This is a genomic window from Amycolatopsis nivea, from assembly GCF_004522235.1.
Taxonomy (GTDB): Bacteria; Actinomycetota; Actinomycetes; order Mycobacteriales; family Pseudonocardiaceae; genus Amycolatopsis; species Amycolatopsis nivea.
On sequence record NZ_SDLT01000018.1, the window covers coordinates 1 to 19,284 of the forward strand.

At 67.3% G+C, this 19,284-nt stretch carries 16 protein-coding genes; 10 read left to right on the forward strand and 6 right to left on the reverse strand.

Features of this window, described 5'->3' with window-relative positions:
* On the forward strand, nucleotides 1-463 hold a 463-nt coding region (locus EIZ44_RS44795; RefSeq protein ID WP_167754228.1), incomplete at its 5' end, for a hypothetical protein.
* A 969-nt stretch (nucleotides 464-1,432) separates the two neighbouring features.
* Here EIZ44_RS44795 and EIZ44_RS21560 read toward each other — a convergent pair.
* Both EIZ44_RS21560 and EIZ44_RS21565 read right to left on the reverse strand, forming a co-directional pair.
* A complete protein-coding gene (locus EIZ44_RS21560; RefSeq protein WP_134730787.1) occupies nucleotides 1,433-2,311 on the reverse strand; it encodes an SDR family oxidoreductase in 879 nt (292 codons plus the stop codon).
* 663 nt (nucleotides 2,312-2,974) lie between these two features.
* Nucleotides 2,975-3,586: a QsdR family transcriptional regulator gene (locus tag EIZ44_RS21565; protein ID WP_134730789.1), complete on the reverse strand. Its 612-nt coding sequence runs from the start codon at nucleotides 3,584-3,586 to the stop codon at nucleotides 2,975-2,977.
* A gap of 130 nt (nucleotides 3,587-3,716) precedes the next feature.
* Here EIZ44_RS21565 and EIZ44_RS21570 point away from each other — a divergent pair, with 130 nt between their 5' ends.
* Both EIZ44_RS21570 and EIZ44_RS21575 read left to right on the forward strand, forming a co-directional pair.
* Nucleotides 3,717-5,090: a serine hydrolase domain-containing protein gene (locus EIZ44_RS21570; protein ID WP_240691370.1), complete on the forward strand. Its 1,374-nt coding sequence runs from the start codon at nucleotides 3,717-3,719 to the stop codon at nucleotides 5,088-5,090.
* Between the two features lie 50 nt (nucleotides 5,091-5,140).
* On the forward strand, nucleotides 5,141-6,562 hold the full coding sequence (locus tag EIZ44_RS21575) for a family 1 glycosylhydrolase (protein ID WP_134730791.1): 1,422 nt from the start codon (nucleotides 5,141-5,143) through the stop codon (nucleotides 6,560-6,562).
* Between the two features lie 1,043 nt (nucleotides 6,563-7,605).
* Here the strand turns inward: EIZ44_RS21575 and EIZ44_RS21590 are convergent.
* Nucleotides 7,606-8,526, reverse strand: coding sequence for a helix-turn-helix transcriptional regulator (locus tag EIZ44_RS21590; protein WP_134730793.1), 921 nt, complete (start codon nucleotides 8,524-8,526; stop codon nucleotides 7,606-7,608).
* A gap of 147 nt (nucleotides 8,527-8,673) precedes the next feature.
* Between EIZ44_RS21590 and EIZ44_RS21595 the strand changes: the two genes are divergently transcribed.
* The gene (locus tag EIZ44_RS21595; protein WP_134730795.1) at nucleotides 8,674-9,627 is read left to right on the forward strand and encodes an aldo/keto reductase; all 954 of its coding nucleotides are present in this window, start codon (nucleotides 8,674-8,676) and stop codon (nucleotides 9,625-9,627) included.
* A gap of 573 nt (nucleotides 9,628-10,200) precedes the next feature.
* Here EIZ44_RS21595 and EIZ44_RS21600 read toward each other — a convergent pair.
* Nucleotides 10,201-11,133 (reverse strand): GlxA family transcriptional regulator, encoded by a 933-nt coding sequence (locus tag EIZ44_RS21600; RefSeq protein WP_134730797.1) that lies wholly within the window; start codon nucleotides 11,131-11,133, stop codon nucleotides 10,201-10,203.
* Between the two features lie 71 nt (nucleotides 11,134-11,204).
* Here EIZ44_RS21600 and EIZ44_RS21605 point away from each other — a divergent pair, with 71 nt between their 5' ends.
* From EIZ44_RS21605 to EIZ44_RS21630, 6 genes are all read left to right on the forward strand, one after another.
* Complete coding sequence (locus EIZ44_RS21605; RefSeq protein WP_134730799.1) at nucleotides 11,205-11,891, forward strand: HD domain-containing protein; 687 nt, start codon at nucleotides 11,205-11,207, stop codon at nucleotides 11,889-11,891.
* Between the two features lie 35 nt (nucleotides 11,892-11,926).
* A complete protein-coding gene (locus EIZ44_RS21610) occupies nucleotides 11,927-12,346 on the forward strand; it encodes a Rid family hydrolase (RefSeq protein WP_134730801.1) in 420 nt (139 codons plus the stop codon).
* Between the two features lie 72 nt (nucleotides 12,347-12,418).
* The gene (locus EIZ44_RS21615) at nucleotides 12,419-13,648 is read left to right on the forward strand and encodes an MFS transporter (RefSeq protein ID WP_134730803.1); all 1,230 of its coding nucleotides are present in this window, start codon (nucleotides 12,419-12,421) and stop codon (nucleotides 13,646-13,648) included.
* Between the two features lie 23 nt (nucleotides 13,649-13,671).
* Nucleotides 13,672-14,754 (forward strand): NADH:flavin oxidoreductase/NADH oxidase, encoded by a 1,083-nt coding sequence (locus EIZ44_RS21620; protein ID WP_134730806.1) that lies wholly within the window; start codon nucleotides 13,672-13,674, stop codon nucleotides 14,752-14,754.
* A gap of 478 nt (nucleotides 14,755-15,232) precedes the next feature.
* Nucleotides 15,233-16,054, forward strand: a complete 822-nt coding sequence (locus tag EIZ44_RS21625) for a class I SAM-dependent methyltransferase (protein ID WP_134730808.1) — start codon at nucleotides 15,233-15,235, stop codon at nucleotides 16,052-16,054.
* Between the two features lie 69 nt (nucleotides 16,055-16,123).
* A complete protein-coding gene (locus EIZ44_RS21630) occupies nucleotides 16,124-16,558 on the forward strand; it encodes an SgcJ/EcaC family oxidoreductase (protein WP_167754229.1) in 435 nt (144 codons plus the stop codon).
* Between the two features lie 387 nt (nucleotides 16,559-16,945).
* Here EIZ44_RS21630 and EIZ44_RS21635 read toward each other — a convergent pair whose 3' ends face one another.
* Complete coding sequence (locus tag EIZ44_RS21635) at nucleotides 16,946-18,346, reverse strand: amidase family protein (RefSeq protein WP_134730812.1); 1,401 nt, start codon at nucleotides 18,344-18,346, stop codon at nucleotides 16,946-16,948.
* A gap of 51 nt (nucleotides 18,347-18,397) precedes the next feature.
* Nucleotides 18,398-19,279, reverse strand: coding sequence for an acyl-CoA thioesterase (locus tag EIZ44_RS21640; protein WP_167754230.1), 882 nt, complete (start codon nucleotides 19,277-19,279; stop codon nucleotides 18,398-18,400).
* Nucleotides 19,280-19,284: the final 5 nt, after the last annotated feature.

Genomic DNA, 19,284 nt, shown 5'->3' on the forward strand with positions numbered 1-19,284 from the left:
CCCTCGTAAGCCCCTGTCCACCGTTCGGGGTGAACCTCAGGTCCGTATCCTCGAACGTTTTGAGACCGACCTGGCGAGTGCTCTCCGTGCGCCAACGCCCGACCTGGGCACCACCATTGACATCTATGTCGACTCGGTGGTGCGGAATATCTCCCGAGCCGGGAACGTCCTCCGCCAGCACATCGCGGAGACCCGTACCGAACTGCAGCCCGAGGACCCGGCGCTCAGCGCCCTCGCGGCCGCCCAGCGGCTGCTGCTCGACGCCGCCTCCGGCCACGTCGGCGAGGTTCGACGATCCGACCCCATCACCGCCCTCTCGCTTGTCGCTCGCACTGTGCTCGGAGCCTGCGTGCAACGCGCCCTCGCGGGAAGCGGTTCGCCCGACGGGCTGTCATGGGACCGGTGGCGTGACGAGATCGCTGACATGACCATCGGTTATCTGACCAGGCCAACGTCCGCATGAGCAGGTAACGCCCCGCACGGCCTGGCCGCGAGGGCGAGCCGCGAGATGCCGTTACGACAATGTCGGCCAGTCTCGGCCCGGATACGCGACACTCGACCTCACTGGAGCCACCGCACGAGCCGTTCCTGGTGTCCTTGACGCATCCCAGCTCCGGATGCGCCTGATGCGGTCACCATCGACGGCACGCTGACCGTCGACCGCGCCCACCAGCTTGCCCACGACGCCGACACGCCTCCTGCACGAAGTCCCCCGCCTCGACCTTCGGCAGGGTGGGACCAACGCCCGCCGTCCGTCGTGGAAGTCGCGACAGCTGCACGGCACCATCAGGATATTGGCCGAAATGGCCGGTAAGCGATGAATCTACGGCAGGGAGCCGGGTTGTCGCGGCCGATCTCACATGACTGGAGAATATTGCGGACATCGAACATGCGCGTCCCCGGTTTCACCTATTCGCAGGTCAGCGCGGTGACATACGCCGAATTGCCCACTCTGCAGATGTGCAAGCTGAACGCGATGCCAGCAGGTGCGGCTTCCGTCCGAGCCCGCGAACAACTGACAGGTCTGTCGATCTGCACCCGGACCGAAGAAGCTCAGCGGGGATGATGCATATCGTTCACATCAACGATGCGACCGAATCCGAACGGCTGCATGGGCGGTAGGCACGCAACGGGCTGGCACCGGCTACAAAGGACGAATCCGATCAAGTCCCGACCGCGCAGTAGGTTCTGCCATCCCGGAAATGCCCAGAGTGCGGCAATGCCGTCTGCCCGAGCAGTCCGCCAGCCTGAACGACATGCAGAGGCTCCCCGATGAACGCCATCGCCGCTGTTCGCAAACGGGCAGTGCCTTCAAGGTGCGCCGGATCCGAGGAACCGATGACGCGCACGACCTTTTCCGACTATTGCGGGCTTTTCCTCGTTTCCCTCGCACCGCGCAGAGTGCCGCCCGCACACCCCGGTGACGAGCTGCTCAACGGAAGTAGTGGCCCTTGTCGATGTCCTCGATCAGCCCTGGCTCTACCGGTCGCCAGCCGAGCAGCTCACGGGTCAGCGCGGCAGAGGCTGGCTGGTCGATCGAGAGAAGCCCGCCGAGGAAACCGAAGTCCTCGGCCGGAGCGGACGCCGTCGGCAGGCTCAGGTGACGGCCGATCGCCTCAGCGATGTCGTGGATCGGGACGCCCTCGTCGCCGACCGCGTGCAGCATGGACCCGGCCGGAGCCTGCTCGACAGCCAGCCGGTACACCCGCGCGGCATCCTTCACGTGCACCGCCGGCCAGCGGTTGGACCCGTCGCCCACATAACCGGAAACACCCTTCTCCCGTGCGATGTCGACCAAGCGGCCGATGAAGCCGTGATCGCCCTCGCCGTGCACCGATCGGGGCAGGCCCACCACCGACGAGCGCACCCCGCGCTGCGCCAACGCCAGCGTCAAAGCCGCGTTCGCCGCACGCGCCGCCGCGGGCGAGTCAGCGGGCGGCTGATCCCTCTCTGTCGCCACTTGACCCGGCACCGCGGGCGTACCGGCGGTGACGACCAGAGGCTTGCCGGTCCCCTCCAGGGCGGCACCCATCGTCTCGATCGCCCGCGCGTCCGCAGCGATCGACTCCTCGAACTGACCGAAGTCGTGGACGAACGCCAGATGGACGACTCCGTCGGATTCGACTGCGCCCGTCCGCAAGACGTCCAGATCGTCCAGGGAGCCGCGAAGCACCTCGGCACCGGCCTTGGCAAGGGAGGCAGCCGACGACTCCGACCTGGCGAGCCCGACAACCTGATGGCCCGCACCCAAAAGCTCGGGGACGACCGCCGACCCGACCCAGCCTGACGCGCCCGTCACGAATACCCGCATGAGAATCCTCCACCACCGTGATGCGACTTGCTCCCATCACCGTAACAGGCGACGACACCAAGTGTCATCACCTCGATCGGATGAGGCGGCGGCACGCGCCGGACGAACCCTGGTACGCCGCCGCGCGGGCGAAAAGTCCTTTGTGGAACAAGTGGCCTCAACCGGATTTCCGTCCTTTTCGGCCCCATCCGACGCCAGCCGGCCAGGCATGACCGGACCGGCGATGATCAGCGGTCTCGTGCAACCCGTTTGCCAGAAGCCATTGAGCGATGACGTATCGCGCGCATCGTCGCCGGTCAACCCGCTGATCGCCCGATACGTGACCCCGGAGGCCGGGCGGCCAAGCCTGGATCGCGCATGAAACCCGGGACGGCGGGCAGGTCGAGTCGTTGCGGATGCGGGATTCACGGTCCGCGGCTCAACCGTGGATCCGGCCGCGCGTCGCGACCGAGCGGACAAGAAGATCGACAGCGCAGAAGACGCCTGAGGATCCGATGCATGATGGCCGCAGTTTTCCCAGGCTCCCTGACCCCGGGGTATTTCCGCCGCCTGCGCGACTGGTGAAGCCGGAGCCGATGCCGAGTATTCCCACCGGCCGCCAGCGCTCTAATCCCCAGACACTGCCGGATGCCAGCCGTCCGATCCCGCCCTGCGCCCGGCCGATTACTGCGAGCGCAGGAGCAGATGGATCATCTGGATGGCCGTGGCGGGGTCGGGGTTGAGGTCAGGGTCGCCCCCGTGGTGGAGAAATCTCTCGCCGATGACGACGATCCCCTCTGCCAGCGATTCCGCGGGAGCGGGCGGGCGATAGGCACCGGTTTCCTCCTCCTCGGCGATCACGGCCGTGAGCACCTGAACGAATCGGCGACGGACACGACTGGAAGGCAAGGTGAGCAACCGCAGACCGGCGTCCCCCTCGTTGCACAGGAGCGCTCTGATCGCAGACGCCGCGGCGATCAACTCGATGAAGCTCGCGACGCCGCGCTCGATGCGCTCGATTCCGGCACCGGCGGTGCGTTCCTCGAGACGAGCCGCAATGGCGTCGAACTCGGAGATCAGAATGTCCGCCAGCAGTCGCTCACGGTCCCCGGTCCACCGGTACAGGGTTGCCCGCCCGATCCCGAGTTCGGTGGCCAGGGCGGCCATGTCGAGGCGGTCGCCCCGCCTGAAGTGGTCGCGCGCGACTTCGAACGCACGCGCCGGCGTCACGCGAGGTGCACGGAGTCCGGACGAGTGCAGATACGCGAGCGACGTTCCGGCGGCCGAAGGTTCCACGGACATGATACTACCAGCGACTCACTGTGAGACACATTGCCAACAACGTCTCACGGCGGTTACCCTCTCCTCGCTCCGACCAGAAGGCCGAGTTCGAGCGAATTGCCGCAGCGCAAAGGAGCGCGACGTCATGGGAGACAGGAAGTTTCTGCGGACGATGCTGAGCTGCGTGCTGACGCTTGGCTTTATGAACGCACTAGCGGCCGCACCGTCTGCCGCCGCGACCGGCTCGACGGCCAAGCCGTGCGCATTGCCGAGCAGCGGGGGCTTCGAATCCGCATCTCCCGCACAAGAGGCTCTGGACCCCGCTGCCGTGCGAAAGGCAGTCGCCTATGCCGCCACCCACCTTCGCCTCTCGGTCCAGGTCTTCCGCAACAACTGCCGCGTCGGCACCGGACCGCTTGATCCGATCACGGAGGAGGTGCCGTGGAACGTATGGAGTTCGACCAAAAGCGTCGTTTCCATGCTGACAGGGATCGCGATCGGCCAAGGCCGGCTCGGTCTCGACGACCCGATCGGCAAGCATCTGCCGACCGGCGCCGGGTGGGGCGACGCGGCGCATCGCGCCATCACGGTCCGCCAACTGCTGGACGAAAGCTCTGGGCTCAAGCAGTCGATCTTCGCTGAGACCGCGACCGCGGGCACCGATGAGAACGTCGCGCAGGAGGCCTTGGCCCAGCCGCTGACACACCGCCCGGGCACTCGCTTCGCCTACGGCCAACGCGACCCCGATCTGCTGGCCTATGTCGTCCAGCGTGCTGTCGGCGAGGACCTCCAGGAATTCGCGCAACGAAATCTTTTCGCCCCGATCGGGATTCCCAGGTCCAGCTACTTCTGGTTGCGAGACCGTGCAGGCAACACCTACGGCTACGCCTTCTTGTTCATCCCTCCCCTGCAATACGCGAAGCTCGGCCTGCTCATGCAGAACGACGGCGCCTGGAACGGCCATCAGGTGGTACCGGCGGACTACGTGCACCACGCCGGGAAGCCGTCATCGACCAATGGCTGTTACGGCTTCTTGTTTTGGACCAACGCCGGCACGCCGTGCGCCAGCGGGCCTGAAGTCACCACGCGCACCATGCTTCCGAGCGCCCCGCGCGACACCTACCTGATGATCGGCGCGTTCCACCAGAACAATTTCGTCATTCCGAGTCTGAAGATGACCGTCAGCTGGACCGGGTTCCTCGGCGACACCACTCCCGACATCGGCGGCTTGACCAGTGGCAGCCCCAACGTCTCGGACCTCTACTACACCTTTTTCCGGATCCTGATGCGCGGCGTCCGCGACAAGCAGGTACCAGACCCGGGGCCGTACACGCTGCCGTCGACGACATTCGACCCCGACGGCGCGAACGATCTCGACCCGAGCGTGCTGCTCACAGATGCCTTGCCGAACTCGACCTGCAACCTGCTCTTCTGCGACGGAACCATCCCGCAGCGGGGCGCTGCGCTCAATGCCGAGTCGGTCATCCGCACCGTCCTGACGCTGGCCCGGCGGCAGTGACGTCCGAGATGCCTGATGCCACCACGAACAGCGTCGACAGAGGAGCCGCGATGGCGATCACGCGCCGAGGATTTCTGACCAGCGCGGGCACCACGACCGCATTCGGCGTCGCGGGGCTCTGGCTCGGCACGGGAGGCCAGGCGGCGGCCGGAACATCCGGCCTTCTGCCACGGGTGCCACGCGGTTTCCGGTGGGGTGTGGCCGGTCCCGGATTCCAGGGCGAGGGATACGCACCGGACAGCAACTGGTCCCGCTACGTCTCAGCGAAGACCGCCTCCGTCCAGGATCCTTACCAGAACTCCGTCGACTTCCGGCACCGATACGCCGAGGACATCCGGACCGCGGCCTCGCTCGGAGTGGACACTTACCGGTTCGGCATCGAGTGGGCTCGCGTCCAGCCCGAGCCCGGAGTCTGGTCGCCAAGCGCTCTGGCGTACTACGACGACGTGGTAACCCGGATCCGCGCCGCGGGCATGAGACCGATGATCACCCTGTCCCACTTCGTCCACCCCGGGTGGGTCGTCGACAACGGCGGCTGGGCGGCAGAGCGGACTGTCGTGGACTACGTCGCCTACGCGCGATCCGTCTCCCGCCGCTACCGCGGCATGGGCGTCACCTGGATTACCTTCAACGAAGTCTTCGCCTATATCCTGCTCGAGCGGAAGAACGGCGGCCTCGACCCGGCGCAGATCCCCGCGGCCACCCGAAACTTCGTGGACGCACACCGGCAGGCGTACGACCTGATCCATGAGATAGATCCCGGCGCACAGGTCACCAGCAACAGCGCCTATTTCCCCGCGCTCTACGCGGCGGCCGACGCCGTCTTCATCGACCAGGTGGCCGACAAGCTCGATTTTTTCGGCCTCGACTTCTACTACGGCGCGGCTGTCAGTGATCTCTCCGCCCAGCACCAGGTCACCGACGGGAAGGTATGGGAGATCCGCCCGGAGCCCAAGGACCTTTACTGGGCCTTGCGGTACTACCGCGAGAAGTTTCCCCGGCTGCCGATCTACGTGGTCGAAAACGGCATGGCCACCGACAACGGATCCCCGCGCAGCGACGGGTACACGCGCTCGGCACATCTCCGCGACCACCTCTACTGGCTGCAACGCGCTCTTGCCGAAGATATCCCCGTCATCGGCTACAACTACTGGTCGCTCACCGACAACTACGAATGGGGCTCCTACCGCCCGCGCTTCGGCCTGTACACCGTCGACGTGCTCACTGACCCGACGCTTACGCGCAGGCCGACCGACGCCGTTTCGACCTACCGCCGCACGATCGCCAACGGCGGCGTGCCACGCGACTACACCCCCGTCGCCCAGCCCGCGCTCGGCTCGCTGGCGGACCCGCCGGCGAGCCTGCTCGACGGAGTGGCTCAATCTGTACTGCCGTATCAGCCAGAACCTCGACGAGCCAGCACGGCCCTCTCCGCACCGTTCAGGAGCCCGGCCGGACAACCCGGCTCATGACAGCCGCACACGTCGCGTCGCTCCGGATCCGCGCAACCTCGCGAAACCCGGATCGGCGGGAGCGATGGCATGGTCAGAATCTCGGAAGGTTCCCGGTTGCTCGTGATCACGGTCGAGGCCTCGCGGTGGCGTTTGACGCTCAGCTCGTAGAAGTCGTTGGGCTCGGGCGCTTCGAGCCGCGTCCGCCATTGGCATCTCCGGCTCCTCCTCCCTGGTGGCACTTGTGCTCGGTGGCGGACGCGGTCGGCACAAACTGTCCGATCAGCCCCGGGATACGGGAGTTCGGGACCAGGAAGATCGTCGGCACCGCCGGCACCGCACTCGCCGATTCGCTTCTGAGGCCGCAATGCCGAGATCGCACGTCTCGCCGATGTCGGAATTGGCGACTCTGTACTGCGACTTCCCCAGGAGGCGGGAACTTCTCGAAGCGCTCTATGCCGACGGGTTTGCGGCTCTCCGCGCGACCGCCCACACCGGTGACGAGCTGGGTGCCACACTCGCCACCTGGTTACGCCGGCTGTTCGAGTCCTTCCCCGGCAAGCGTCTCATCGCATCCGAACTACTCGGATTCACCCACCAAGACGGTCCCTTCGTCCGCAACAGTCGCACTCTGGCGCTAGCAGCTGACCACTGCCCAGGAGGCCCGCGGAGGTCCGGCCGACCTCACCTTCGACATGATCGTCGCCATCGCCGAGCGACCGGAAGCCCCGCAGCCATGCCGGGTGTCCCGTCAGCGGCACCGAATGGTCCCGTGTTCCTGGCAAACCGGCTCCGAAGCGGTCCTTCCTCGTGGCAGCCGCCACCGACTGCGAGCAGGAAGCTGCAGCACCTCAGCTCCGCGCGCAACACAACGAGACGGTCGAGCTGCGACTGTTCGGGACGTCGCTCAGCGCATCCCGGTCCCGGACGGACAGAAGGGTCGAACAGCGGCTCGTCCGAGGCCTAGACGTGTTCCTGCCCGCTGCAGCCCTGCCGCTCCGCAGAGCTTCGTGCGGCCGGTCGAGTTCCTGCTCCGGCCTCCCGGCGAGGCGAACGGCGACGGGTCAGAGCGGCCCGGGCTGAGGAGAGCGGCGGGCGGGCTCGGCCGCCTGGGATTGCGTAGCGGCCCAGCTGGCGAGGAGTTTGAGCCGGTCTTCGGATTCGGTGCCGGGTTCGGCGGTGTAGGTGATCAGGTCGTGCACGGCCCGGCCCGGCAGGGGCAGGTCGAGGGACTGGAAGGTCAGTTCCAGACGGCCGACTTCGGGGTGCTGGAGCCGTTTGATGCCGTCGTGGCGGATCAGGACGTCGTGCGCGGCCCAGAGGCCGCGGAATTCAGGGCTGAGGGTGCACAGTTCGCCGATGAGTTCGCGTAACGCGCGGTCGCGGGCCTCCCGCGCGGCCTCGGCACGCAACAAGGCGGCGGTGGCAGCGCAGGCGGCGTCCCAGTCGACGAAGAAGTCACGTGCACCGAGGTCGAGGAAGATGTAGCGAGCGATGTTCGGACGGCCGCGCTTGTCGACGGTAGCGCTGTCGAACATCGGCGCGAACAGGGCCCGCGCCAGCGGATTGCCCGCGACGACGTCCGTGCGGCCGTTGCGCACGAACGCCGAAGACATCGTCATGGAGTCGAGCAGCCACCGGACCCGGGGCGGGACCTCGACGTCCCGGCGACGCGACGGCGCGCGGGTCGCAGGTCGCGATGACCGGGCCAGGTCGAACAGGTAGGTGCGTTCGTCGTCGTCCAGCCGCAGGGCGTGGGCGACCGCGTCGAGAACGTCTTCGGACACGCCGCCGATGTGCCCCTTCTCCAGCCGCGTGTACCACTCGGTGCTCACCCCGGCCAGGACGGCGACCTCCTCCCGCCGCAACCCAGCGACCCGACGACGGGCGCTGGCCGGCAGACCGACCTGATCCGGCGTGATTTTGGCTCGCCGGCTGACAAGGAAGTCCCGGATCTCGCCGCGATTTCCGGGCTGCTGGTCCATGGCGTCCAGAATAGCTACCGGTCGCGGTGCGAAGGGGGTTGAACTCGTACCCCCCATAAACGCGACCTTCTCCGACAGCGGCGATCGGGGTTTCCTGAGGATCGAACGTTCCGGCACAAACCCAAGAACAAGCAACGGAGACAGGACATGACGAGCAAGACGCTGACAGCGCCGCCGGTGGCGCTGGGCACGTGGGCCTGGGGAGACAGCGGCGAGGCCGGCGACGGCTATTTCGGCAGTCAGCTGAGCGAGACCAGTCTGCGAGAGGTCGTCGAAAAGGCACACGCGAACGGACTCACGCTGTGGGACACCGCGGTGGTGTACGGCATGGGCCGCTCGGAGACGGCCCTCGCTCAGGCACTGAAAGGCTACGCCCGCAGCGAGTACCAGCTGTCGACGAAGTTCACCCCGCAGGTCGCGGGCGACGGCGACGATCCGGTCGCGGACATGCTGGAGCAGAGCCTCGACCGGTTGGGCACGGACTATGTGGACCTGTACTGGATCCACAACCCGGCCGACGTGGCCCGCTGGACGCCGCTGCTGATTCCGCTGCTGCAGAGCGGCCGGATCAAGCACATCGGCGTCTCGAACCACAACCTGCAGGAAATCGCTCTCGCCGACCAGATCCTCGGCAAGGCCGGCTTTCGGGTGGAGGCGGTCCAGAACCACTACAGCCTCCTGTACCGCAGCTCCGAGCGCGCGGGCATCCTCCAGCACTGCCGCGAGAACGATGTGCGGTTCTTCTCCTACATGGTCCTCGAACAAGGCGCGCTGACCGGCAAGTACAGCCCGTCCCGTCCGTTGCCGGAAGGCAGCAGCCGGGCGGCCGTGTACAACGAGATCCTGCCCCAACTGCAGGCATTGACCGACCGGATGGCAGCGATCGGCGCGGCCCGAGGCGCCTCCGCCGCCGACGTCGCCACCGCCTGGGCCATCGCCAAAGACACCACCCCGATCATCGGCGTCACGAAAGCGGATTACGTCGACGGGCTGGTCCGAGCGCACGGCATCGAACTCGCCGACGAGGAGATCGCGGAACTGGAAGCGCTCGCCGACGCCGCGAACGTCGACACGCGCGGCACCTGGGAGCACGCCATGTAGCAGGCGCCGACGGGCCGAGAGAGACGTCGTGCGGAAGGGAGAGATGTTCATCCGCCAGGTCCGGCTGCCGAACTCTGTCGCCCGGCATGGCAAGTGGTCGGGTGACCCGGCGCCGGCGAAGCGACGATGCGACGGGCATGCCGCTCCCATCGGATCGGGCGGTGACCTGGACGACCGAGCCGGTGCCCAGCCAGCCCGGAATGGTGTTATGGCCACGGAGTGTGCTGTTCTGCGCGCATCGCCGGACGGGTTGGCGCGGGCGGGGATGCTTGACCGGGACAAGGGAGCGGCTCCGCTCGGACCAGCCGACCAGATTTGATGCGGTACAGCGGGCGCACGTGGTCGCTGATCGCCTCCGAACTGTCAGCCGCCCACGGAATGCGACCGTCGCGCTAGTCCAGCTTTTGAAGGGGCGTGCGACGCGGCCGAGGCCGGGATCGCGGCAGGCATCTCGCCGTCCGCAATGGCCTGCTGACTGACCGAGGGCCGCGCCCAAACCCTGCCCGTCCCGGCGTTGACGGCGCGGTTGATCACCGCGCCGATCGCTGAACCTCTGGTCTCTGTCGTGCCGGGTCAGCCCTTGAAGGTCTGCCGGTAAGCGGTGGGGGTGGTGTTCAGCGCGCGCCGGAAGTGGAGACGCAGGTTGGCCGCCGTGCCCAGTCCGCATTCGCGTGCTACCAGATCTATCGGCTGATCGGTGGTCTCCAGCAGTTCCCGTGCCCGGCCAAGACGGGCGTCGAGCAACCACTGCAACGGGGTCGTGCCAGTCTCCTCGGCGAACCGGCGGATGAGAGTGCGCTGGGAAAGGCCCGCGTGCTGGGCGAGTTGCCGCAGGGAGATCTGCTCGCCGAGACGTTGCAGGGCCCAATCGCGGGTGTCGGACAGCGCCGCGTCCCCGGCCAGCGGGACCGGGGCCGGCACGTACTGGGCTTGCCCGCCTTCGCGGTGAGGGGCCGCGACCAGGCCGCGCGCGATCCGGTTGGCCACCACCGCGCCGAGGTCGCGACGCACGATGTGCAGGCACAGGTCGATGCCGCAGCACACGCCGGCGGAGGTGAGGACGTCGCCCTCGTCGACGTAGAGCACATCGCGATCTACCGACACGGCAGGGAATTCGCGTTCGAACTCGTCGATGTACTGCCAGTGGGTCGTTGCGCGCAGCCCGTCGAGTACACCCGCGGCGGCCAGTGCGAACGCTCCCGTGCAGATCGACACGATGCGCTTGCCCTGTTCGTGCGCTTCGGCCAGCGCGGCAAGCACGGCTTCCGACGGCCGGCAGGGCGGTTCGGACCCCGGCACGATCACAGTGTCGGCGGAGCGCACCTGTTCCAGGCTTCCTTCCGCGACGACCGCGAATCCCCCGGCGGTGTGCGTACTCGCACCGAAAGTGCACACGGTCGTCTCGTACGGGGTCTCCGGGCGAGCGGAGAAAATCTGCGCTGGGATCGCCAGGTCGAGGGGCATGATCCCGTCCAGGGCGAGGATCGCGATCCGATGAGCCTTCATGGCAATATCCTATCGATAGGCGGCGATTTTGCCTATCGCCAGGTCAGGGCCAACTTAGGCAAGCTAACGACATGACCGCACATACCCACGAGACGCCCCCTGCGGGAGCAGAGGGCCTGACCGCGCTGCCCGGTACGCCGTTGGCTGAGGCCGTCGTGGAACTCATCCGCCCGGTGGAGACGCCGTCGGTGTTCAACCACAGCATCCGCAGTTACCTGTTCGCCCGGCTGCTTGCGGACCGCCTCGGCCTGTCCGCGGGCAGCGACTACAGCGACGACCTGCTCTTCACCGCGTGCGCGATGCACGACCTCGGGGTCGCCGCGGACAGCCCGAACCGTCAGCGTTTCGAGGTCGAGGGCGCCGATCGCGCGGCCGAATTCCTCGTCGGCCGCGGAGTGTCCGCTTCGGACGCCGATCAGGTGTGGCAGGCGATCGCCCTGCACACATCGAGCGGCATCGCGAACCGCAGGGGCACCCTGTGCCTGCTCGTCCGCGAAGGTGTCGCGCTCGACTTCGGCGGCCCGATGGGAAACGAGCACGTCGAAGCGGTCAGCGACGACCAGGCCGATGCCGTGCACGCGGTGTACCCGCGGCTGAACATGGTCGGTTCGCTGGTCGACGCGATCGTCGCGCAAGCCGCGAAAGACCCGAAGAACGCGCCCCGGTATTCGATCCCCGGAGAGCTTCTCCGCGAACGCGAGGAGTTCGGCCGGACCAGGATGGAGCATTCCTTCCGCTCGTCCCGCTGGGGCAACTGAAACCCGCGATTCAGCACTACGAAAGGGAAACCGCAATGAGCCTCCACCGCGTCGAAGTCCCCGAGGACTCGGAAGTGTTCGGGAAGACTGTCAGCGCTTTCGCGAACTTCGGCTACTCCGCCGCCGTTCGCTCGCACGGGCATCTGTTCATCGCCGGCACGATCGGCCGCCGGGCCGACGGCACCATCCCCGACGACATCGAGGAACAAACCGAGATCGCCATCCGCCGGATCGAGGAGATCCTGCGGCTGGAAGGGCTCGGCCTGTCCGCGCTCGTCGACGTCACCAGCTACCACGTCGACATTCACCAGCACCTGCCCGGCTTCTCCGCGGCCAAGGCTCGCCTGATCACCCCGCCCTTCCCCACCTGGTCGCTGATCGGTGTCAGCGGACTGGCCAGCCCCGGGCTGCTGGTCGAAATCCGCGCTACGGCCGCCTACCCGGACCCGTCCTGACCGACCGCCGCTCCTGGGCCGGGTGCGAGCGCCTGACACCAGGAGCGGCCGACAGCCTCTCTGGAACTGCTCATGAAGATCGTCCGGCGTCCGCGCCTTCGCGACCTCCTGTTGCCGGCCTCGATCATCGTCTCTTTCCTGGCCTCGTCCAGCGCTCCGACGCCGCTCTACGCCGCATACGCCGATCGTTGGCATTTCTCGCCGATAACAACCACCGCCGTCTTCGGCGTGTACGCCATTACCGTCCTGGCCGCGCTGCTCGTGCTCGGCAGGGCATCCGATCACCTGGGCCGTAAACCGGTGCTGCTGGGCGCATTGGGCCTGCAGGTCGCCGCCATGGTCGCGTTCGGCGAAGCCGACGGCACCGCGGCCCTGTTCGGCGGGCGGATCATGCAAGGGATCGCGACCGGAAGCGCCTTGGGCACACTCGGCGCGATGATGCTGGACGTCGACCGCGAACGCGGCACCCGCGCGAATGCCGTCGCGCCCGGGCTGGGTTCCGGAACCGGCGCCTTGTTCTCCGGGCTGATCGTGCAGTACCTGCCGGCACCGACCCTGCTCGTCTATGCCGTGTTCATCGGGATCTTCGCCGTCCAGGCCCTCGGCGTCGCACTGCTGCCGCGAGGCGCCGGGCGCAGGCCCGGTCTGCGGACCGCCCTCGTACCCGAACTCGTGGTGCCCCGCCGCCTTCGACGCGCTTTTCTCACCGTGGCACCGGTGCTGTTCGCCGTATGGTCGCTCGGCGGCTTCTACGGCTCTCTCGCACCAGGCCTGGCGCGTCAGTTGTCCGGTTCGAACTCGGCAGTGCTCGGCGCGCTCGGACTATTCGTGCTCACCGCGGTTTCCTCGACCACCGTCGTCGTGTTCGCGCGCATGGCGGCGAAGACGGTGATGTTCCTGGGAATCGCGCTGCTCGTACTTGGCTCGCTGTGCACCCTGGCGGCAGTCGAAGCGTCGTCGATCACCGGATTCTTCGCCGGCACTTTCGTCTCCGGAATCGGTTTCGGCGCGGGATTCCAGGGCGGGATGCGCACCGTCGTGCCGCTGGCCGCCGAACCCGAACGCCCCGGCGTTCTCTCCTCCATTTACGTCCTCTGCTACCTGGGCATGGGGCTTCCCGCCATCGGCGCCGGGTTCCTTGTCGTGTACGGCGGCGGCCTGCTGAACGCCACCCGGGACTATTCCCTGTTCGTCATCACGTTCGCAGTCGCGACGCTGATCATGCTCCTGCACGGCATCGGCACCAGACGCTCCGCAGAGCCACCCCGTGAGCCGCGCTGCGCCCCCAGTGCGAAGCTCTGACCACCAACCGAGGATGACGAGCCGTGCCAAGCCTTTTCGATCCGATCAGCCTCCGCGGAACCACTGTCCGCAATCGCGTCTGGCTCGCTCCGATGTGCCAGTACTCCGTCAACGCCCAGGACGGCGTGCCGGCCGCCTGGCATCTCGTGCACCTGGGTTCGCGTGCCACGGGCGGATTCGGGCTCGTGATGACCGAGGCCACCGCGGTCACTCCGGAAGGACGCATCACACTCCAGGACACCGGGATGTGGAACGACGGCCAAGCAGCCGCGTGGCGCGGCATCACCGATTTCCTTGCCTCGCAAGGAGCCGTCCCGGCCGTCCAGCTGGCACACGCGGGACGCAAAGCTGCCACCGCGCAACCCTGGCACGGTGGGGTCCCGCTACGTCCGGACGAGGGCGGATGGACACCCATCGCGCCGTCTCCCTTGCCGTATCAGGAACTGGCCGCCCCGATCGCGATGACCGCCACCGACATCGACGCAACAGTGCGCGCCTTCGCTGACGCCGCTTCTCGGGCAATGGCAGCAGGTTTCGAGGTGGTCGAAATACACTCGGCACACGGATACCTGCTCCACGAGTTCCTCTCCCCGCTGTCCAACAGGCGGACGGACCTTTACGGCGGCTCGTTCCGGAACCGGGTGCGGTTTCTCCTCGCGGTCGTCGACGCGGTCAGGGCGGCGATACCGGACAGCACGCCCCTGTTCGTCAGGCTGTCCGCGACTGACTGGGTCGAGGACGGGTGGACGCTTGAGGAAACGGTCGAACTGTCGGCCCTGCTGGTCGAGCACGGGGTGGACCTCATCGACCTCAGTTCCGCGGGCAACGACCCGCGACAGCGGATACCCGCGGGACCGGGCTATCAGGTGCCGTTCGCGCGCGCCGTACGGGCTGAGACAGAAGCACCTACTGCGGCGGTCGGGCTGATCACCGAATCTCGGCAGGCCCAGGAAATTGTGGACGAGGGGGCCGCCGACGCGATCTTCCTCGGCCGGGCGGCACTGCGCGAGCCGACCTGGCCGCTGCGCGCGGCCCACGAACTGGGAGTGGCGGTGCGGGACGCTCCCTGCCCCGTGCAGTACCTGCGAGGCGCGTACCGGTCGTGAGCACGGCTCCCCCGGCCGACGACGGGTTCGACGCGATCGCTTTGCACATGCGGGCGGAGTCGCACCGCACCCCGTGCTGGCCGCTCGCGGGAATCCTGGTCGGGTGTCATCGGTGCTGAGAATCGTCCCGTAATGATCAACCACGATTCGGGCACCGCCGATGTCGCGGAGTCCGAACGGGATACGTCCCGCGATGGCGAGCTCGCGTACCAAGGCAGTCGCCGCGGTTGCGCGGTGTCGGTGTTCCTGCCGCGACCCGTCCTGCGGGTGTCGACGTTGGCGACGACCGACCCCGGGAGTCTTGATCAACGCCCCCCCCCGGCCATCCTGAGACAGTCCTCAGCCCATCCGCTTGCAGTTGTTCGCAGGCGCTCAGCCGGCGGGCTTCGCGCTCAGCACGCGAACGTGGCAATTTCCTGACCGCTGAAGGCAATTTTGCTACTCGCCTAGCCTCAGCAGTGCGGGCTAATTTTCAGCAATGATCAAACCCGCTGCCGATCGTTACGCGATGGGCCGAACCGCCGCGGAGACCGAGCGGCTTCAGCTGCAGGCCGACGTCCTCGCCCCGCACAGTGCGCATTTGGCGCGGCTAGCTGGGATCACGCCCGGCATGCGGGTACTGGACATCGGTTGCGGCGCGGGCGACACGAGCATGCTGCTCGCTGAACTCGTCGGGCCGGAAGGCTCGGTCGTCGGTGTCGATCTGAACCCTGCCATGCTGGACCTGGCCCGCACCCGCACCGCCGCCGCGGGCCTGACCGGTGTGTCATATGTCGAGTCGGACCTGACCTCTCTCCGGCTCGACGAATCGGTCGACGCGCTGTTCGGCAGGCTCATCCTGCTCCACCTCCCGGAACCGGTCGCCGCGGTGCGCGAGTTGTCCCGGCTGGTTCGCCCCCGGGGTGTGGTGACTTTCCAGGAACTCAACGCCACCGCTACCCGGTCGGTGCCATCGACTCCGCTGGTAGCCAAGAGCGTGGGCTGGATCGTGGATGCGATGCGCACCGCCGGGCTTGACCCGGACCTTGGCGAACAGGTCGGATCGATCCTGCGCCGTGCCGGTCTGTCGGTGAATGGTGCCGCCAGCGCCGGACCGGCGGGTTATGCGGAATCGGCCATGCCCGCGTATCTAGAGGGCACGCTTCGCAGCCTCCTTCCCTTCGCGCTCGCGCACGGAGAAGCCACCGAGGCCGAGATCGACATCGACACGCTGGCCGAGCGGACGGCCCGGGAGTTGAAGACCGCCGATGCGACGTTCTGGAGTGCCGAATTGGGTGCCGCCTGGGCTCGCGTTCCCTAAGCCGCGACGAGAGAAACAACGGCGTCGATGGATTCGACGACAGTTCGATCAACGGAGGATGATGTTCGCATGGAGCAGTCGGTCGAGGCGATGAGTGCCATTGCGGAGCGGATGTATGAAGCGTGGAACCGTGCTGACGCCGAGGGTTTCTTCGCTGATTTCGCCGAGGACGCCCTGTTCGTGGAACTCGAAGGAACCACGTACCGCCGCCGCGCGGACATGGTCGCGGCGCAGGCGGAAGCATTTCGGACCGTGCTGAAGGGCTCCCGGATGGTGCGGGGCGAGGTGCACGAAGCGCGGATCATCAGCCCCGGTGTCGGCGTGCTTCACGCCCGCGTCGCTGTCCTCATGCCGGGCGAGGAGGAGCCGCCTCCGACGCGCACCTCCATGCAACTGTTCGTCACGGTGTGGCGGGACGACCGCTGGGTGGTGGTCGCCCTCGAAAACGCGCGCGTGCTTTCCCTCGACGCCATGATGACTCTCGAATCCCTGGCCGGGCGCTAGCGAGAGCACTCGGTCCTGTCTTGGACCCGCCGCGCCGAGTTGGAGCCGAAGCTGTGGTCGGGATCGCGCACACCGCCGCGATCGTCGTTCTCGCCACGATCACCGGATCGCGTACGAGAGAACAACTGAGCATCCAGATCGGCTGTCGGCGGGTACCTGCTCTGCACGAAAAGGCAGCGGCGGCGCATTGGCACGCGGTGCCGGTGGAGGATGGTGCCAGCCGATGGCCGACTGACGCCCGACTGAGCACCCAGCTCCTAGCCCGTGGAGCCGGACTGGCAGCCGGGGACGAGTTCATAGATCTGATCCGGGCCGAGTTGCCGAGCGCACCGAGGGCGGTCTCGCTTGGCTGTCGCTGGGGGTGGGGGCTGTCGTGCGAGGGTGCTCTCAGCCCACAGGGTCAATGGGCGACGGCGGGGTGCCACCGGCTTCGATCGCTTCGCCCGCGGACAGGCAAAGATCCTCGCGATAACGACCAGCGACCACCTGTACACCGACCGGCACGCGTCCGACAAGGCCGGTGGAAACTGTCAGAGCCGGGAGTCCCATGAAGGCGATGCCGGCCTGAGGCGCCTGTGCGCGCCAGACCCGCGCGAACGAGGCAGCGTCCTTGAGGTCAAGTTGATCGGGAAACGGCAGTTCGCCGGACACCGGCATCACCAACACCGGATGTTTCTCGAGAAAAAACTGCCATTCCCGGGTAAGCGTCGCGCGACGCCGCAGCAACGCCGAAAACTCCTGGACATCGAGCGCTGCGACTTCGTCGCGGTGGCCGCGCAGCCAGGCCAGCGCACCGGGATCACCTTCGCGCTCGGCGGCATCCAGCATCACCGCATAGCCGTCGCCGAGCCAGAATTTACGCTGCAACTCAGCGGCTTCACGAAGCGGCGGAGTGTCCTCGACCTCCTCCACCGCCCAGCCCGCGTTCTGCAGCCGGCACCCGGCATCCTTCACCGCGTCGATCACTTCGGGTTCGGTCTCGAGATCGTCAGGCCTCAGGCACAGCGCGGCGCGACGTACCACGTGCGGTCCTTCCAGCGGTGCCGGCACCCACCAAGGATCTCGCAAGTCCTGTTGTGACATCGCCGCAAGCGCTATGCGCAAGTCACCGACGGTGCGCGCCAGCGGTCCCGATACGGCCGAAATCTGCGGACTCAGCGCTCGCTCGGGCAGCGACGGATTGTAGGCCGGAACGCGCCCGAACGTCGGCCGCAGACCGTGAATGCCGCAGGCATAGGCCGGATAGCGGACCGAGCCGATGATGTCGGTGCCGTGCGCGATATGCCCGATGCCGACGGCGGTCGCCGCACCCGCACCGCCGGACGAGCCTCCCGGCGTGATTCCGGCATCACGCGGATTCCTGGTGTGGCCATACAGCAGGTTGTCGGTGAACCAGCGGAAGGAGAACGCCGGGGTATTGGTGCGGCCCAAAATGACCGCGCCGGCGCGGCGCAGGTTCGCCACGACCGGATTGTCTTCGCGGGCGATGTGCCCGCGCTGAGCGCGAATGCCGTTGGTCGTGGCGAAGCCCGCCTGATCGACGTTGTCCTTGATCGTGATGGGCACACCGGCCAGCCCGCCGGGATCTTCACCGCGCGCCACGCGCCGGTCGACCGCCTCGGCCTGCGCCAGCACATGTTCGGCACGGTGATCCACGACCGCGTTGACCTCCGGATTGACCTCCTCGAGCCGCGCGATGGCGGATCGGGCCGCCTCCGCCGCGGAGAGCTCGCGTGCGCGCACCAGCGCCGCGAGCCGGGCCGCCGAAAGGCGCCAGATATCCTGCATGACCTTCTCCTCGGCAGAACGCACGGTTTATCGCGCGATATACGGGAATCGTCAGCCGCTCGTCCTGATCGACGCGGGAACCTTAACCAACCCGAACTGGCTCACTGTCGCGACGTGCTGGCCACCACGGTCGAAGACGTCACCGGTGCCAAGCGCCCGGCCGTGAGCGATGGCATCCACGCGGCAGTCGATCTGATTCCACTCTGACGGGTCCGGATCGGAATGGAAAGTCAGAGAATGCGTGAGACTCAAAATTCTCGCGCCTTCAGTGTGCCTGGCGACGCCCAGCGCGAGAAAGGCCGGCTCGAGAATGCTCATGTCGGTCGCATAGGCGAACACCGCCGCCCGCAGCCCGGGCTCGTCGGGCAGTTCGCTGGTCGCCTTGAAGAAGGTCGTCTCCGTCCGGTCCGACTTCGCGGCCACCTGGTAGGCGGGCGGTCCCGCGTGCCGGAAGTGCACGGGGCGCTCGATGCGCCACCAGAGAGGAATGGATTCGTCAGCATGAAACCGGTCGGCGACATCGCTGAGCATTTCCGGGCTCGGGGCCGCCGCGGGCCGGGCCGAACCGTGCGAAGGCAGGTCTTCCCGTGTCGTCGCCCAGCGCGTTACCGCGCTGAACATTTCCTGGCCGCGCTCGCCGAACAGCGAACTGCGACGGGTGGACAACGAAGGCGTGTCGGAAATCCGGGTGACCTCCCATTCGAGCGGACGGTCGGTCGGCACACCGCCGATGAAGTCCGCCTGCATGCTCACGATCTTCTGCCGGCTCGCCACTGTCCGCGACGAGGCGACCAGCGATTGGGCCAACAGCAACCCGCCGAAGATCCGCCCGCCGGGGATCTCCTGCGGTTCTCCGGTCCATCGGGTCTTCCAGGCATCAGCGGGACCTTCAAGACGGAGTCGCAGGAGCCGCCGCAATTCGGCAAGCGACACGGCAG